Source organism: Croceicoccus bisphenolivorans (assembly GCF_001634625.1).
In the GTDB taxonomy this organism is placed as follows: Bacteria; Pseudomonadota; Alphaproteobacteria; order Sphingomonadales; family Sphingomonadaceae; genus Croceicoccus; species Croceicoccus bisphenolivorans.
Genome location: NZ_LRSE01000003.1, coordinates 118,032 through 134,756, shown reverse-complemented (window position 1 = coordinate 134,756; position 16,725 = coordinate 118,032). Strand labels below are relative to the sequence as shown.

Genomic DNA, 16,725 nt, shown 5'->3' with positions numbered 1-16,725 from the left:
GGAGAATCGTCATGGAAATTTCGCACCGGCGGACTAGATCGCCGGGAATCAAGCTCTTGTTCGCTGTTCTGGTGGCCGCCGCGCTCGCGGTGCCGCTGTTCATGGTCTACGCCCTTGTGTGGGACCGGCAGGAACAGTCGAACACCGCGCGCGGCACGATAACGCGCGGCTGGGGCGGGGCGCAGACCGTCACCGGTCCGGTGCTGGTCGTGCCCTATGCCGTCAACGTGACGGAGACCGAGGTGGTGGACGGCAAACAGGTCCAGAAAGTCCGCCGCGTCACCCGCGAACTTTTCATTTCGCCCAAGGCGCAGGAAGTGACGACCAGCCTCGATCCGGAACGGCGCCAGAAATCGATTTACGAATCCGTGATCTATCGCGCCAAGATCGCGGGCAAGGCCAGTTTCGTGGTGCCGGAAGACGATCTCGACCGGCTGGATATCGATGCCGGTGCGCTGATGCTTGATCGTGCGGAACTGCATTTCGGAGTGTCCGATCCGCGCGGGATGGAAAGCGCAAGCAAGGTCGTCGCGAGCGGCAAGGCGCTGGCCGCGCGGCCCGGCGGGGGGCTGGAATCGACCGGCCGATCCGGTTTCTTCGCGCCGCTTTCGTGGAACGGGGAGGGCACGCTGCCCGTCGCGTGGTCCTACGACCTTCGCGGCAGCGAGAACCTTTCGCTGATCCCGCGCGGCGGCGATACCCGCTGGCACGTGAAGTCGGCATGGCCGCACCCCAGCTTTGCGGGCAGCTTCCTGCCATCGACCAGCGAGATCGGGGAGGACGGCTTCAGCGCCGAATTCTCCGTCCCCGACCTCGCGCTGGGGCAGGGGCTGGTGACGACGCAGGATTACGCGCAGCCGATCGTCAGCGGCCCCGGCGTCTATGTGGAAACGGCGATGATGGATCGCGGCGGTGCCGGCGGGCCGAGCATGGTGGCCAGCGTCGCGATGGTGGAGCCGGTGGACCTCTACAGCCGCATCGACCGTTCGGTGAAATACGGGTTCCTGATCATCGGGTTCACCTTCCTGGCCTTCCTGATGTTCGACATCGTCGCGGGCGCAAGCGTGTCCGGTCCCGAATATCTGCTGACCGGCGCGGGGCTGGTGCTGTTCTTCGTGCTGTTGCTGGCGTTTTCCGAAGTGATCGGATTTGCCGCCGCCTATGGCGTGGCGAGCGTTGCGATCATCGGCCTTGTCACCGCATACAGCGCGGCGGTGCTGAAAAGCTGGGGCCGGGCGAAAGTGATCGGCGCGCTGCTCGTCGGCCTTTACGCGCTGCTGTTCGTGCTACTCAGCCTTGAGGCGTGGAGCCTGCTGATCGGTTCGATCCTGCTGTTCTTCGCGCTGGCCGGCGTGATGTACGCGACGCGCAACGTCGACTGGCAGGGGCTGGGGCGGGCGGCTGACGTCGAGGGCTGATCTGGCCTGATGCCAAGGAAGGGGCCGCGATCCGGTTTGGGTCGCGGCCCTTTTTGTCAGCAATTGGGTGGTAAGCTGACGCTAGTTTGGATTTCGGATGCGTCGCTTTTCACTCCAGCTTGCCCAAGCAATGAACCAGCCGAAAATCGCAATGAACGGCTGGATGTAGCTGAACAGAACGTAGGGTAGTTTGTAATCCATGCCAGTGTAGACGAGATGTTCAAAAGATTTCGAAAAAATGCCGAAAGCTGCAATCGTTGCGGCCATCAAGATCAATCCCCACCGCTTAGCATCTCGGAATAGCGCGTTCTTCAAGATCAATAGAAGCATCGCGAGGATAACAAGACCGCTGAAGGCATCTACGATAGGCGGGAGTGGCCCCTCATAAAAACCCATTTTGCTTTGCGGGACGAGCCACAGACCCACTGTTGCGCAATAGGCAAATTCGAGGGTGCGAAGATACTTGGCTTCAATATGCATCAACGCGTTATCGGCTGATTGACCAATGTCCGCAATCGGGTCGCAAGCCGCTATAACCCGTCCGTCATCCCGCGCAGGCGGGGATCCAGGTACACCGACAGCGGCTCCGCACTGGATTCCCGCCTGCGCGGGAATGACGAAGTGTGGGGACGGTCAGCGCCAGCCCGCCATCACCGCCGCACATCCGCGAAGGTATCGCACTGGTCCTCGTCACCCGTGCGCAGGCCCTTTTGCAGCCATTGCATGCGCTGCTGGCTGGTGCCGTGGGTGAAGTTGTCGGGGGACACGCGGCCTTGCGTCAGTTTGTCGTCGCCGATGGCGCTCGCCGCGGTGAGGCCTTCCTCGATATCGCCCGGTTCGATCAGCTGCGGGTTCTTTGCCGCCCAGACGCCCGCGTAGCAATCCGCCTGAAGCTCCATGCGTACCTGTAGCTGGTTGGCTTGCCTTGGGTTCTGCTGCTGCATCTGGCGCACCCAGTTGCTGGTGCCCGTCAGCGTCTGGACATGGTGGCCGTATTCGTGGCCGATGACATAGGCGCGCGCAAAGTCGCCGCCTGCGCCAAGCTGCCTGTCAAGCTGGTCGTAGAAGCTGGTGTCGATGTAGATGCCCTGATCGGTCGGGCAATAGAACGGGCCCATCGCCGCCTGCGCCGCGCCGCAGCCCGAACGGCCCGTCCCGTCGTAGAAGTTCAGTGTCGGCTGCTCGAAATCGATATTGGCCGCGGCGAACAGCGGTGCCCACGTCTCGTCCAGAGAGGAAAGGGCCGAGCAAGTCTCGCGGCTGTACTGGTTGACCGAGCAGGATTCCTCCACCGTGCGGCCGCTCGCTTGCCCCTGTCCGCTGCCGGTTTGCTGCTGCACCTGATCGATCGTGCCCAGCGTCGTCATCGGGTCGATGCCGAAGACGACCGCGCCCAGAATCGCGATCACGACAGCGCCGCAGCCCAGCTTTCCGCCGGCGCCGCCCCCCAGTCCGCCTTGGCCCCGCTGATCGTTTACGCGAATATTCTTGGAAAAATCATTGAGCCGCATCGTTTGTCCTCCATATATCCGGCCAAAGACACGACCGACCCACCTTTCCGACAAACCTGAAGGAGACGCAAATGTTCCTTACCGGCAAGACTGCGCTTATCACCGGATCGACTTCCGGCATCGGCCTCGCATATGCCAAGGCGCTCGCCGCCGAAGGGGCGAACATCGTTATCAACGGCTTTGGCGATGCTGACGAGATCGAGAAAGAGCGCAAGTCGCTGGAGGAAGCGAGCGGCGGCAAGGCGGTCTATATCAACACCGACCTCACCACCGCACAGGGGTGCGAGGAACTGATGCAGGGGGCCTTTGCCGAATTCGGCGCGGTCGACATCCTGATCAACAATGCCGGTATGCAGCATGTCGCCCCGATCGAGGAATTTCCGGTCGACAAGTGGGACAAGATCATCGCGCTCAACCTGTCGAGCAGTTTCCACACCTGCCGCCTTGCCGTCCCGAAGATGAAGGAAAAGGGCTGGGGCCGGATCATCATGACGGCCAGCGCCCATTCGCTGACCGCATCGCCGTACAAGGTCGCCTATGTCTCGGCCAAGCATGCGCTGGCGGGCATGACGAAGACGCTGGCGCTGGAACTGGCGCAGGAAAACATCACGGTGAACTGCCTGTCGCCGGGCTATGTCTGGACGCCGCTGGTCGAAAACCAGATCCCCGACACGATGAAGGCGCGGGGGATGACCCGCGACGAGGTGATCAACGAGGTCCTGCTGGAGCGGGAGCCGACCAAGAAGTTCACACAGCCGGACGATCTGGCCGCGCTGGCCGTGTTCCTGTGCCGCGACGTGGCCGAAAACATCACCGGCGCGAACTTCTCCGCCGACGGCGGCTGGACCGCGCAGTAGGTCTTTCAGGCCAGTAGTAACGACAGGGGCGCGATGGGGGCAACGGGGGCACGTCTGACGATCCTGACCGGCGCGATTGCGCTGCTGGCCGCTTGCGCCCCTGCTGCCCCGCCCGTCACGCCGCTGTCGCGCGATGGTTCCGCGCTGGAACAGGCGCTGCATGCCCATGTCGACATGCTCGCCTCCGACGCCTTTGCCGGGCGAGAGGCGGGGACGATCGGCGAGGACCTGACGCTTACTTACCTGGAGGAGGCCTTTGGCGCGGCAGGGCTGCGTTCGGGCACGCTCGACCCCGGCAATCCGTGGCGAGAGCCGGTTTCCTATTCCCGCAATGGCCGCACGCTGGACACCTACAACTTTATCGCCCGCCTGCCCGGAAGCGAGCCGCAGGCGGGCGCGGTGCTGGTCATGGCGCATTGGGACCACCTCGGCTACGGCAGCCGCTGCCGCGCCAACGGGGATGACCGGATCTGCAACGGCGCGGTCGACAATGCCAGCGGCCTTGCCATGCTGATCGAGATCGCACGCACGCTGGCGCAGGGGCCGCAGCTGGACCGCGATGTCTATTTCCTGGCCACCGGGGGCGAGGAGGACGGGCTGCGAGGCGCCAGCGCATTCGTTTCCGATCCGCCGGTGCCGCTGGAAAACTTCGTCGCGGCCTTCAACCTCGATACAGAGGGGATTGCCCCGGCCGGTGCGCCCGCGGTCGTGCTGGCCACCCCCGATCCGGCCACCACGGACAAGCTGATGCGCATCATTTCGGGCACCGCGCACGAACAGGGCGTGGAACTCGTTCCGCCCGACGGACGCAACCGCAAGTTCCTGCGGCGGCAGGATGGCTGGGTCTTCGATGCAGAGGGTATTCCCGCTGTCCTGATCAGCACGGCATTCGCCCAGAAGGAGCGCCTGTCGAGCTATATGCGCGGGCGCTATCACCGTGCGGATGACGAGGCCGCTTTCGTCGAACTGGGCGGGGCTGCGGACATGGTCCGTTTCCATGCCGCGCTGGTGACAAGGGTGGCCGATCCGGCCCGGATGCCCCGCGCGACGCTCACTCCGGCAGGGGGCGGCTGAAATAAGCGCATTCGCCCACTAGCGGCGAAGGGACGAGGTGGTTACATGGGCCGCCACGAATCCCTCCCTCTTTTCGCGACAGCAGGGCCCATGGCAAACCGTTTCACCACTTCCGACATCCCCCTGGGCCTGACGTTCGACGACGTCCTGCTGCGTCCGGCGGAAAGCTCGATCGTCCCTTCGCAGGCCGACACGCGCACGAAGCTGTCGCGTTCGATCTCCTTGAACATCCCGATCGTGTCGAGCGCGATGGACACCGTGACGGAAGCGGACATGGCCATCGTGATGGCCCAGCTGGGCGGCATCGGCGTGCTTCACCGCAACCTGACCATCGAACAGCAGTGCGCCGCCGTGCGGCAGGTGAAGCGGTTCGAAAGCGGCATGGTGGTGAACCCGATCACCATCGGACCTGACGCGACGCTGGGCGAGGCGCGCGCGATCATGGAGGCGAACCGCATCTCCGGCATTCCCGTGGTGGAAGCTGGCGGCAAGCTGTGCGGCATCGTCACCAACCGCGACGTGCGCTTTGCCGCCAATGACGCGCAGCCGGTGAAGGAATTGATGACGGCGGAAAACCTTGCCACCGTCCACGCCGGGATTTCGTCAGAAGAGGCGCGCCGCCAGCTGCACCAGCGCCGGATCGAAAAGCTGCTGGTGGTCGACGATGCCTATCGCTGCATCGGGCTGATCACGGTGAAGGATATCGAGAAGGCGGTGACCTACCCCAACTCGACCAAGGACGCATCGGGACGCCTGCGCGTCGCGGCGGCCAGCACCGTGGGCGACAAGGGCTTCGAACGGACCGAGGCGCTGGTCGATGCCGAAGTCGACCTGATCGTGATCGACACCGCGCACGGCCACAACAGGGACGTCGCGCTTTCGGTCGAACGGGTGAAGAAGCTTTCGAACTCGGTACAGGTCGTGGCCGGCAACGTCGCCACGGCAGAGGCGACGAAGGCGCTGATCGGCGCGGGCGCGGATGGCATCAAGGTCGGCATCGGCCCCGGTTCGATCTGCACGACCCGCATCGTGGCTGGCGTCGGCGTGCCGCAGCTGACCGCTGTCATGGAATCGGCAGAGGAAGGCGAGAAGCACGGCGTGCCGGTGATCGCCGACGGCGGCATCCGCACTTCGGGTGACGCGGCAAAGGCGATCGCGGCGGGCGCGAGCTCTATCATGGTCGGATCGATGCTGGCCGGAACCGAGGAAGCGCCGGGCGAGACGTTCCTCTATCAGGGCCGCGCCTACAAATCCTATCGCGGCATGGGCAGCGTCGGCGCGATGGCGCGCGGCAGTGCCGATCGTTATTTCCAGCAGGACGTGAAGGAGCAAATGAAGCTCGTTCCCGAAGGCATCGAAGGGCAGGTCCCCTACAAGGGGCCGGCGCGTGACGTCATCCACCAGCTGGTCGGCGGGGTGAAGGCGGCGATGGGTTACACCGGCTGCGCCGACATCGATTCCCTGCGCAAGAACGCGGAATTCATCCGCATCACCAATGCAGGGCTTCGCGAAAGCCACGTTCACGATGTTGCCATCACGCGTGAGGCACCGAACTATCCGACCAGCGGTGGCTGATGCCTGAAAAGACCGCAAGGGACACGCTGAAGCTGGCGACCAGCGCCTACTGGCTCTGGGCGGAAAGCTGCTTCGTGATCTGGTCGCGCAGCTGGATGATCATATCCGGCGCGCCGGGCTCTCAGGCAGAGGCGCAGCGCATGGTGCTGGAAAAGGTGCAGGCGGGCAACGAACTGATGTGGCAGGCGATGACCGGCGGCCTTGGTACCGGACTTTTGGCTGCGCAGAAAAGCGTGGACCAGCTGGGCCGCAAGGTATCGGCCAACCGCCGCCGCCTCGCCAAAAAGATATGACCCCCGCCGCGCGCATTCAGGCGGCTATCGAGATTCTCGACACCGTGATCGCGGCCGTGCGCTCGGCCAATCACGGCTCTGGCGGCGCGAGCGCCGACAAGCTGGTGGCCGAAGGGCTGAAGGCGCGCCGCTATGCCGGATCGAAGGACCGGCGCGCGATCCGCGAATATATCTACGCCGCGATCCGCGCTTGCGGGCCGGTTCCTGCTACTGGCCGTGCCGCGATGTTGCGGCTGGTGCAGGTGGAGCCGGACATGGCAGCGCTTTTCGACGGATCGAACTATGGCCCCGCACCGATCGATGTGGGCGAGCCTGTGGCCGAAGGCGGCATCGCACCCGCGTGGCTGGAACAGAAGCTGGCAGACAGCGGCGTGGCGGGGGAAGAGGCGGCAGCGCTGCTGGAACGTGCGCCGCTCGACGTGCGAGTCAACACGCTGAAAACAGCGCGCGACACGCTGGACCTGCCCGAAGCGGGTGAGGCGATCGCCGCGCCCAATGGCCTGCGCTTTCCCGCCGGTACGCCGGTCGAACGCTGGGATGCTTTTGCCGGTGGCGCAATCGAGGTGCAGGACGGCGGCAGCCAGCTTGCCTGCGCCGCCGTGGCCGCACAGGCGGGCGAAGTGGTGATCGACCTTTGCGCAGGGGCGGGCGGGAAGACGCTGGCGCTGGCCGCGCAGATGGCGAATGGCGGCACACTGATCGCCGCCGACACCAACCGCGATCGCCTGCAGCGTCTGACCCCGCGTGCCGAACGCGCCGGTGCGAGCATGATCCGGACCGTGCTGCTCAATCCGGGCCGCGAACTGGAAGCGCTGGGCGAGTGGCAGGGCAAGGCCGATGCCGTTCTGGTCGACGCGCCCTGTTCGGGCACTGGCACGTGGCGGCGCAACCCCGAATCGCGCTGGCGATTGAGCGAATCGGAGATCGCCCGATTCGCCGCAACGCAGCAACGCCTGCTCGAAATCGCGGGCGAACTGGTGCGCCCCGGCGGGCGGATCGTTTTCGTCACATGCTCTCTGCTCGATGCCGAGGGCGCGGACGTCGTAAACCTTTTTCTTGAACGGAATCCGCGATTTTTACCGTTGCCTGTCAAGCTTGCGACAGGCGAACCGCGCGGACCCGGCTGGCGGCTTTCACCCGCGCGGGATGGCACCGATGGATTTTTCATCGCACGTATAGGAACCGTCTGATAGGTTAAGCGTGTTATGGCAGTTGTTAACGAAGCAAATTTTGCTGCCAGTCGGAGCAGGACCAGGGAGCTGTTGATGCGCTACATGCCCATTGCCGCCGCCATTTCGCTTTTCGTTGCGGTGAGCGCGAGCACCAGTTTCGGGCAGGCTCCTGTCACAAACGATCCGCGCGTTGCGGATCTTCTCAACACCGGCAAGACGGCGCTGGCCTCCGGCGATTTCGATGGCGCGACGGACAGGTTCGAAGCCGCCCTCGTCCTCGCCCCCGGCGATGCGCGCGTGTACATCGCGCTTGCCAATGTTGCCCGTGAAAAGGGGCTGCAGGGCCGCGCGATCCACTATTTCCGCGAAGCGCAGGAAGCCGATCCCGGCAACCTTGCCGCGATTTCGGGCGAAGGCGCGGCAATGGCGGAAAAGGGCGCGACCGCAAAGGCGGAACGCAACCTTGCCAAGCTGCAGTCGATGTGCGGCAGCAATTGCGCAGAAGCCGGCGAACTGGCCAGCGTGATTGCTCGCGGCCCGCTGCCGCAGGTCAAGTCGGCAGAGGCCAGCCCGACGATGGCAGACCCCGCCGCCCGTAATTGATCGGGTTGTGCGGCCATTCCAGGCCGCCAGCGCCGGATATCTCAGAGATGCGGGCGGAAGATTTCCAGAACGGCTGAATAGACCGGCCGTTTGAACGGGATGATGAGGTCGGGCAGCAGTTCGGCCTCTGTCCAGCGGTATTCGTTGAATTCCGCCGGATCGTGGGCGTTGAGGTCGATGTCCGCATCGCTGCCGGAAAAGCGCATCAGGTACCAATTCTGGCGCTGGCCGATATAACGCCCGCCCCACAGCTTGCCCTTCAGTTCTTCCGGCAGGTCGTAGAACAGTTCTTCCTCGGTACGCGCGATGACCTCAACCTTGTCGCGCGCGATGCCCGTTTCCTCGTACAGTTCGCGGAATGCCGCCTCGTCCGCGTTCTCGCCCGGATCGACGCCGCCCTGCGGCATCTGCCACCAGTCGCCTTCCTTCGTGTCGATCCGCTTGCCCACGAAAACGCGGCTGGCCTCGTTCACGATCATCAGCCCGGCGCAGGGGCGGTAGAGGGCAGGGTCGCGTTCGGCCATGGGGAATCCTTTGATAGCGGTGGATGTATCACCATATCGGTATTGCACAATTGCCGCGCAACATGTCTGGTCAGCCTCGCATATCAGGGTGCAAAGTTTTTCTGAATTGAAACCCTGCGCCGGCGAAACTAGGTGCCACGGCACAATCGGGCCGATGCCGCGCTGGCAGGGGCCTCGGCAAGGAAATGCAAATGGCGTCAGTCAACACCACCGCCCCAGAAGCAGTCGTCGTCCGGTTCGCGGGCGATTCCGGCGACGGCATGCAGCTGACCGGCGGTCAGTTCACGCTCTCGACCGCGCTTGCGGGGAACGACCTTGCGACTTTCCCCGACTTCCCGGCGGAAATCCGCGCGCCGCAGGGTACGCTGTTCGGCGTCTCCGCCTTCCAGATCAATTTCGGATCCACCGCGATCGAAACCGCGGGCGATGCGCCGGACGTGCTGGTCGCGATGAACCCCGCCGCGCTGAAGGTGAACCTTGCCGCGCTGAAACCGGGCGGGCTGATCATCGCCGACACCGGCGAATTCACCAAGCGTAACCTCGACAAGGCGAAATACGACACCAACCCGCTGGAAGACGGCAGCCTTGCCAAGTGGGACGTGCTGGCATTCGACATCAGCGCGCTGACGATGGAATCGGTGAAGCCCTTCGGCCTTGGCAACAAGGAGGCCCTGCGCTGCAAGAACATGTGGACGCTGGGCCTTGCGCTGTGGATGTTCGACCGTCCGCGCGACCCCATTCACCAGTGGCTGAAGGGCAAGTTCGCCAAGGCCCCCGAACTGGCCGAAGCGAATATCGCCGCGCTCGACGCTGGGCACGCCTATGGCGAGACGGCGGAAATTTCCGGCCCGCTGAAGCAGGTGCATGTCGATCCGGTCGCTTCCGAACCGGGCCTCTACCGCACGATCACCGGCGCCGAATCGATCAGCCTCGGCCTTGTTGCCGGTGCCCAGCTGGCAAAGCTGCCGATGTTTTTCGGCGGCTATCCGATCACGCCGGCCTCCGCGATCCTGCATCACCTTGCGCGGCTCAAGGAATTCGACGTCCAGACTTTCCAGGCAGAGGACGAGATCGCCGCGATCTGTTCGGCGATCGGCGCGTCCTATGCCGGCCAGCTTGGCGTCACTTCGTCCTCCGGCCCCGGCATCGCGCTGAAGGGTGAGGCGATGGGCCTTGCCATCATGACAGAACTGCCGCTCGTCATCGTCAATTCGCAGCGCGGCGGCCCTTCCACGGGCCTGCCGACCAAGACGGAGCAGTCGGACCTGTATCAGGCGGTCTATGGCCGCAACGGCGATGCGCCGATGCCGGTGATCGCCGCGCGCAGCCCCGCCGATGCGTTCGAATGCGCGATCGAGGCTTGCCGCATCGCGGTTCAGTACATGACGCCGGTCATGCTGCTGACCGACGGTTATATCGCGAACGCCGCCGAACCGTGGAAGGTGCCGGATCCGGCCAGTTACAAGCCGTTCCCGGTGACGTTCCTGACCGAGAAGAACGACGGCGAGAACCTGCTCCCCTATGCCCGCGACGAAAAGGGCGCGCGCCCGTGGATCAAGCCGGGCACACCGGGCCTGATGCACCGCATCGGCGGGATCGAGAAGGCGCAGGGCACCGGCCACATCGACTATTCGCCCGCCAACCACCAGGCGATGACCGACGCGCGCAAGGCGAAGATCGACAATATCGACGTGCCCGATCAGGACGTCTGCCTTGGCAACACGACCGGCAAGCTCGTTCTCGTCGGCTGGGGTTCGACCTACGGCCCGATTCATCAGGCCGTGCGCCGCGCGCGCAAGAAGGGCCTTGATGTCAGCCACGTCCATGTCCGCAACGTCTGGCCGCTGCCAAAGAACCTCGGCCCGCTGCTGAAGGGTTTCGACAATGTGCTGGTGCCCGAAATGAACACCGGCCAGTTCAAGACCGTTCTGCGCGACCAGTATCTCGTCGATGCGCAGCCGCTGACCAAGACCAGCGGCCAGCCTTTCGCCATTGCCGAGATCGAGGCGGCCATCGCCAAGTTCTTCGACGGCGTCCCCGGTAACGAGGGCGGCGAAGTCGAAGTCAACGAAACCCAGCTTCCTAGCCCCGAAGCCATCAATCCCTGAAGGTCAGAACCATGAACGACATGACCCCCGTTACGACGACCCTCAAGGACTGGGAAACCGACCAGGAGGTACGCTGGTGCCCCGGTTGCGGTGACTATGCGATCCTGAAGGCGGTGCAGCGCACGCTGCCGCAGCTGAATGCCGATCCGGCCAAAACCGTGTTCGTGTCCGGCATCGGCTGTTCCAGCCGCTTCCCCTATTATGTCGAAAGCTACGGCTTCCACACGATCCACGGCCGTGCGCCCGCGTTCGTCACCGGCATCAAGCTGGCGAACCCGGAACTCGACGTCTGGATGGTAACGGGCGACGGGGATGGCATGTCCATCGGCGGCAACCACACGATGCACATCCTGCGCCGCAATCTCGACGTGCAGATCCTGTTGTTCAACAACGAGATCTACGGCCTGACCAAGGGGCAGTATTCGCCCACCAGCCGCGTCGGCACCAAGAGCCCGTCGACCCCCGCCGGTTCGGTCGACCGTCCGGCGCAGCCCTGCGCATTCGCGCTGGGTTCGGGCGCGCGTTTCGTGGCGCGCGGCTTCGACGTGTCGAAGAACCTGCCCGATGTGCTGAAGGCAGCCCACGCGCACAAGGGTGCGGCTTTCGTGGAAATCTTCCAGAACTGCATCGTCTACAACAAGGACGTCTTCAACGACTTCGCCGCGCCCAAGGGTGCGGAGGACCAGCAGCTGTGGCTGGAAGACGGCCAGCCGATGCTGTTTGCGAAAGGCACCAAGGGCCTTGCCCGCGATGTCGATCACATGACGCTGAAGGTCGTGGACGTAGTCGACGGCGATTGGGAAGCGGCGGGTGTGATGGTGCACGACACCAAGAACCGCGCGCTGGCCCACATGCTGGTGGAACTGCCGTTCGGCCCGTTCCCGATGGCGCTGGGCGTCCTGTATGACGATCCGCGTCCGGCCTACGACGCGGTTGTCGCCGAAGACCTGGCCAAGGCGCGCGAAGGCAAGTCGCCCGATCTCGCGGCTCTGCTCGCCAAGGGGCAGACCTGGACCGTAGACGGCACTGCGCAGGATCCGGTTTGAGTGTTTTCCGTCCTCAAGTAGCGAAGCGGTAGGACGGAAAAACACACATGGATAACCTGACACACAGCCTCGTCGGCGCCGTAATGGGGCAGGCGGGGCTGAAGCGGCGGACGGGGCTTGCAATGCCCGCGCTGATATTCGGGGCGAACCTGCCGGATATCGATGCGGGCTGCGTGGTCTATGGCCTCGAAAGCCTCGCCATGCGGCGCGGGCTGACGCACGGGCCGATCGCGTGGGTCGTGCTGCCGCTGCTGCTGGCGGGCTTCCTTTACTGGTTCGACAAGTGGCAGGCGAAGCGGGGAACGCGGCCCGATGGCCGGTTGCCGGTGCATTTCGGCTGGCTTTACGCGCTGTCCCTCATCGGCTGCCTCAGCCATCCGGCGCTCGACTGGCTGAATTCCTATGGTATCCGCCTGCTGGAGCCGTTTTCCAGCCGCTGGTTCTATGGCGACGCGATCTTCATCATCGATCCCTGGATCTGGGCAGTGCTGGGCGGTTCGCTGTGGCTCTCGCTGCGGCGGGAGAAGGCGGAGAAGGCGCAGTGGCGCCGGCCCGCGCTGGTGGGGCTTGCGGTCGTGCTGGCCTATATCAACGCGAACCTGATCGTAACCGCCAGCGCGCGGGCAGCCGCGCCGCAGCGCGATGCGATTGCCGTGCCGGTGCCGATCGAGTTCTGGCGGCGCGATCTCATCGTCGAAGCCGATGGCGTGATCTATGCGGGCAAGGCGCTGATGGGCTGGAGCTGGCCCGCCGGGCTGGATGCCGACGCGCGGGTGTTGACGCCGCGGCCGTCCTGCCTTCACCCGCTGCAATTGCCGCAGTTCGCGCCCGATGACAGGGCGCTCGCCGCCTTCCTGTTCTGGTCTCGCGCACCTTATATCGAGCCGGTGGAGAGGGATGGCCGGATCATCGATGTCCTGCACGATGCGCGCTTCACCGGCGACGCGGGCAGCCGTTTCAGCGTCGAGGTTCCCGTGCCGGACGAGGCGGAGGCATGCGCGTTCGATTAATGCACCGTGGGCGAACGTGTCGTCGGGTCGAGGTGTTCCACCGTCTCGCTCTTGGCCGCAGCCTTCGCCGGGTTGAAGAACAGGACAGAGGCAAGGAATGCCCAGCCAACCCCGCCAAGCCACCCTGCCGCAACGTCGCTGGGAAAGTGCACGCCCAGCCAGACGCGGCTCAACGCGATCAGGGCCGACAGTATCAGCGCGCAGCCGATGATGGTGAGGCGAACCGGTTCGCGCCGACTGAGCGTGGCAAAGGCCAGCGCGATGGCAAGGTAGACCATCGCCGAATTGAAGCTGTGCCCGCTGGGAAAGGAATTGCCGCCCGCTTCCGTCAGGTGCGGAACGATTTCCGGTCGTGCTCGTCCCACCAGCGCCTTGATGCCGACCTCGATGGCCGATCCGGCGGCGGCGGTGAAGGCCATGAGCAATGCCTCTCGCCGAAGCTTCAGGAACAGCAGCGCGACGGCAGAACCGATCACCACCAGCGTCAGCACCAGCGTTCCGCCCAGCGCGGTCATGTCGCGTAGCGCTTCCAGCACGGCTGGCGATCCGATGGGCAGGTTGTCCGGCCCGTTACGCCAGAACAGCAGGCCGGTGCGGTCGAACGCGGCGGTCATGTCGTGGTGGACCAGCCACGCCATCACGGCAAAGCCCGTCCAGCAGATCGCGGTGGCCGCAAGGGCCTTGCGCGGATCGATCCGCCAGCCGCGTTCGGGCAGGACCACGGTTTCGGGGGGCAGATGCCCGTCGTCGGTCAAAGGATCGTGCATGGTTGATGGAACCTTGGGACTGGGGAATCCGTTCCCGGTGGAAGCCTAGGGGATTTCATGACCAAGCCTATCATCGTCTGGCTCCGGCGCGACCTGCGTCTTGCCGATCATCCCGCATTATTTGCCGCCGCGTCGTCAGGGCCGGTGATCCCCGTTTACGTGCTGGACGATGAAAGCACCGGCAACCGGCGCATGGGCGGGGCTTCGCGCTGGTGGCTCCACCATTCGCTGGCATCGCTGGAAAAATCGCTGGGGCGGCACCGGTCGCAACTGGTCTTGCGCCGGGGCGATGCGGTGCGGGAAATCACCGCGCTGGCCAAGGAGGCGGGTGCCGAACAGGTTCATGCCATCCGCCATTACGAACCATGGTGGCGAAAGGCGCAGGGGAAGCTGGCGAAAGAGGTCGATCTTGTCCTGCATGACGGCAATTACCTGCTGCCGCCCGGCGCGGTGACGACGGGGTCGGGCGATCTGTACAAGATTTACACCCCCTTCGCGAAAGCCGCGCGCCAGTGCCTGCCCGCGCGCGAACCGCTGGACGAACCTTCGCTGACGAACCCCGATACTTGGCCGGCGTCAGACACGCTTGCCGACTGGAACCTGCTGCCCACCAAGCCCGATTGGGCGGGTGGTTTCGCCAAGGCATGGGATGTGGGGGAAAAGGCGGCGCACGACCGGCTGGAGGAATTTACCGACGCGGTTTCGGATTATGAAGACGACAGGAACATGCCGTCGATCGATGGTTCCTCCCGCCTCTCGCCGCATCTCCATTTCGGGGAAATCAGTCCGGCGCAAGTGTGGGACCGGCTTTCGCGCCATACCGGCAAGGGCGCGGATACCTATCGCGGGGAACTGCTGTGGCGCGATTATGCGCAGAACGTGATCTGCCAGTTTCCCGATTATCCGTCGCACAGCTATCGCGATTATGGCGAAGGGCTGTGGCGCAATCCCGACCGCGGGCACCTGATCGCAGAGGATCTGGCGGCATGGCAGCAGGGGCGCACCGGATATCCTATCGTCGATGCCGGAATGCGGCAATTGTGGGCCACCGGCTGGATGCACAACCGCGTGCGGATGATCGCGGCCAGCTTCCTGGTAAAGCACCTGCTGATCGACTGGCGGCATGGCGAACAGTGGTTCTGGGACACGCTGGTCGATGCCGATTACGGCAACAACGGCGTCAACTGGCAGTGGATTTCCGGCACCGGCGTCGACAGCAACATGTTCCCGCGCATCATGGCTCCGCTGACGCAGTCGGAGAAATTCGACGCGGGCGACTATATCCGCGAATGGGTGCCCGAACTGGCCGACCTGCCCGATGCGCAAATCCACGATCCCGACGATGCGCACCGGCCCAAGAGCTATCCGGCCAAGGTCATCGGCCACCGCGAAGCGCGCGAAAGGGCGTTGGCCGCGTGGCGTGATGTCAAATCGAATGGCTGATTTGTCTCGCAATTTGATCTGTGCCGGTTGATCGCCGCGCCTGCGCAAAGCATAAATGCACTCGATGGGACAGGGACACACACGCGGCCGGCATCTTCTGGATGCCGGGCTTCGTTTTCAGCACGGCACCGGCTGGCTGGCCCGGCTCGTCTCCGGCGGGGTGGACCGGATCGTCGAACGTATCGACGAAGGGCTGGATCACGGCTCCATCGAAGTGCGCTTCCCCGATGGCTCGACCCGCACGCTGGGCGGCAGGGGATCGGGTTTTCATGCACGCATCACCGTGAAAGACTGGCGCGCGGTGCTGCGGCTGGCCACCGGCGGGTCGGTCGGCTGCTATCGCGGCTGGGAAGCGGGGGAATGGGAAAGCCCCGATCCGGTGCCGATCTTCGCGTTGTTCATGGCCAATACCGACGGGCTTGGCGAACTGGGGCGGGCGAAAGGCCCGTGGCGCTGGGCATCGCGGCTGGCGCACTGGCTGAACCGCAATACGCTGAGCGGGGCGAAGGCCAATATCTCCGCGCACTACGATCTCGGCAACGATTTCTACGCACCGTGGCTCGATCCGACGCTGTGTTATTCCAGCGCGCTTTTCGCCGGAACGGATCTTCCGCTGGAACAGGCGCAGCGTGAAAAGGTGCGCGCGCTGGCAGAGCGGCTGGACCTGTCCAAGGGGGACGAGGTTCTGGAAATCGGCTGCGGCTGGGGCTTCCTTGCCCGCACGATGGCGAACGATTTCGGGGCGAATGTCACCGCGATCAGCCTGTCGGACGAACAACTCGCCCATTCGAGGCAAGCGAACGCGCGCGACGCGGTGAAAGTCGATTTCCGGCATCAGGACTACCGCGACACCACCGGCACTTACGATGCCATCGCCAGTGTCGAGATGGTGGAGGCATTGGGCCGCGAATACTGGCCGACATACATGGATTGCATCGCCCGCTGCCTGAAACCGGGGGGCAGGGCCGCGATCCAGTATATCTCGATGCGCGACGACCTGTTCGACGCCTATGCCCGCAGCGCCGATTTCATCCAGACCTTCATCTTCCCCGGCGGATTGCTGATCCGGACCAGCGAGTTTCGCAAGTTGGCGCAGGAGCGCGGGCTGGAATGGCGCGACCAGCACGATTTCGGCATCGACTATGCCGAAACGCTGAAACTATGGCGCGAAAGTTTCGACCGCGCGGCAGCCGAGGGGTTGCTGCCGCGCGGGTTCGATGCCCGGTTCATCGGGCTATGGCGTTTCTACCTGATGTATTGCGAAGGCGGCTTCAGGGGAGGAGGGATCGACGTTCACCAGGTCACGCTGGTGAAGCCGACCTGA

16 protein-coding genes are annotated in these 16,725 nt (G+C 64.4%); 12 read left to right on the top strand and 4 right to left on the bottom strand.

Annotated elements, in window-relative coordinates:
- Positions 1-11 precede the first annotated feature (11 nt).
- A complete protein-coding gene (gene creD / locus A7A77_RS03805; RefSeq protein WP_066553864.1) occupies positions 12-1,418 on the top strand; it encodes a cell envelope integrity protein CreD in 1,407 nt (468 codons plus the stop codon).
- A gap of 81 nt (positions 1,419-1,499) precedes the next feature.
- Here creD and A7A77_RS03800 read toward each other — a convergent pair whose 3' ends face one another.
- Both A7A77_RS03800 and ypfJ read right to left on the bottom strand, forming a co-directional pair.
- Entirely contained in the window at positions 1,500-1,898 is a 399-nt protein-coding gene (locus tag A7A77_RS03800; protein ID WP_066553863.1) for a hypothetical protein, read from the bottom strand.
- A 170-nt stretch (positions 1,899-2,068) separates the two neighbouring features.
- Entirely contained in the window at positions 2,069-2,929 is an 861-nt protein-coding gene (gene ypfJ / locus A7A77_RS03795) for a KPN_02809 family neutral zinc metallopeptidase (protein ID WP_066553862.1), read from the bottom strand.
- Between the two features lie 71 nt (positions 2,930-3,000).
- Here ypfJ and A7A77_RS03790 point away from each other — a divergent pair, with 71 nt between their 5' ends.
- From A7A77_RS03790 to A7A77_RS03765, 6 genes are all read left to right on the top strand, one after another.
- Complete coding sequence (locus A7A77_RS03790; protein WP_066553861.1) at positions 3,001-3,786, top strand: 3-hydroxybutyrate dehydrogenase; 786 nt, start codon at positions 3,001-3,003, stop codon at positions 3,784-3,786.
- Positions 3,787-3,819: 33 nt separating this feature from the next.
- Positions 3,820-4,860 carry a M28 family peptidase gene (locus tag A7A77_RS03785; protein WP_066553859.1) on the top strand — a complete coding sequence of 347 codons (1,041 nt, stop codon included), beginning with the start codon at positions 3,820-3,822 and terminating at the stop codon, positions 4,858-4,860.
- A gap of 90 nt (positions 4,861-4,950) precedes the next feature.
- On the top strand, positions 4,951-6,435 hold the full coding sequence (gene guaB / locus A7A77_RS03780; protein WP_066553856.1) for an IMP dehydrogenase: 1,485 nt from the start codon (positions 4,951-4,953) through the stop codon (positions 6,433-6,435).
- Positions 6,435-6,728 (top strand): hypothetical protein, encoded by a 294-nt coding sequence (locus A7A77_RS03775; protein ID WP_066553854.1) that lies wholly within the window; start codon positions 6,435-6,437, stop codon positions 6,726-6,728. The genes guaB and A7A77_RS03775 overlap by 1 nt, the downstream gene beginning before the upstream one ends.
- Entirely contained in the window at positions 6,725-7,918 is a 1,194-nt protein-coding gene (locus tag A7A77_RS03770; protein ID WP_066553852.1) for an RsmB/NOP family class I SAM-dependent RNA methyltransferase, read from the top strand. The genes A7A77_RS03775 and A7A77_RS03770 overlap by 4 nt, the downstream gene beginning before the upstream one ends.
- A gap of 75 nt (positions 7,919-7,993) precedes the next feature.
- A complete protein-coding gene (locus A7A77_RS03765) occupies positions 7,994-8,503 on the top strand; it encodes a tetratricopeptide repeat protein (RefSeq protein WP_156500380.1) in 510 nt (169 codons plus the stop codon).
- Positions 8,504-8,544: 41 nt separating this feature from the next.
- On the opposite strand, the gene A7A77_RS03760 is transcribed toward A7A77_RS03765, so the two are convergent.
- Positions 8,545-9,027 carry an RNA pyrophosphohydrolase gene (locus A7A77_RS03760; protein WP_066553849.1) on the bottom strand — a complete coding sequence of 161 codons (483 nt, stop codon included), beginning with the start codon at positions 9,025-9,027 and terminating at the stop codon, positions 8,545-8,547.
- 185 nt (positions 9,028-9,212) lie between these two features.
- Here A7A77_RS03760 and A7A77_RS03755 point away from each other — a divergent pair, with 185 nt between their 5' ends.
- Genes A7A77_RS03755 through A7A77_RS03745 form a run of 3 tightly spaced genes read left to right on the top strand, consistent with a single transcriptional unit; the run spans position 9,213 to position 13,191 of the window.
- A complete protein-coding gene (locus A7A77_RS03755; RefSeq protein WP_156500378.1) occupies positions 9,213-11,135 on the top strand; it encodes a 2-oxoacid:acceptor oxidoreductase subunit alpha in 1,923 nt (640 codons plus the stop codon).
- An 11-nt stretch (positions 11,136-11,146) separates the two neighbouring features.
- Positions 11,147-12,181 (top strand): 2-oxoacid:ferredoxin oxidoreductase subunit beta, encoded by a 1,035-nt coding sequence (locus tag A7A77_RS03750; RefSeq protein WP_066553846.1) that lies wholly within the window; start codon positions 11,147-11,149, stop codon positions 12,179-12,181.
- Positions 12,182-12,228: 47 nt separating this feature from the next.
- Positions 12,229-13,191, top strand: a complete 963-nt coding sequence (locus A7A77_RS03745) for a metal-dependent hydrolase (RefSeq protein ID WP_066553844.1) — start codon at positions 12,229-12,231, stop codon at positions 13,189-13,191.
- Here A7A77_RS03745 and A7A77_RS03740 read toward each other — a convergent pair.
- Positions 13,188-13,958 (bottom strand): phosphatase PAP2 family protein, encoded by a 771-nt coding sequence (locus A7A77_RS03740; RefSeq protein ID WP_082835880.1) that lies wholly within the window; start codon positions 13,956-13,958, stop codon positions 13,188-13,190. The genes A7A77_RS03745 and A7A77_RS03740 overlap by 4 nt on opposite strands.
- Before the next feature lie 57 nt (positions 13,959-14,015).
- On the opposite strand from A7A77_RS03740, the gene A7A77_RS03735 reads away from it, so the two are divergent.
- Both A7A77_RS03735 and A7A77_RS03730 read left to right on the top strand, forming a co-directional pair.
- Positions 14,016-15,401 (top strand): cryptochrome/photolyase family protein, encoded by a 1,386-nt coding sequence (locus A7A77_RS03735; RefSeq protein ID WP_066553843.1) that lies wholly within the window; start codon positions 14,016-14,018, stop codon positions 15,399-15,401.
- Positions 15,402-15,465: 64 nt separating this feature from the next.
- The gene (locus tag A7A77_RS03730; protein ID WP_066553842.1) at positions 15,466-16,725 is read left to right on the top strand and encodes an SAM-dependent methyltransferase; all 1,260 of its coding nucleotides are present in this window, start codon (positions 15,466-15,468) and stop codon (positions 16,723-16,725) included.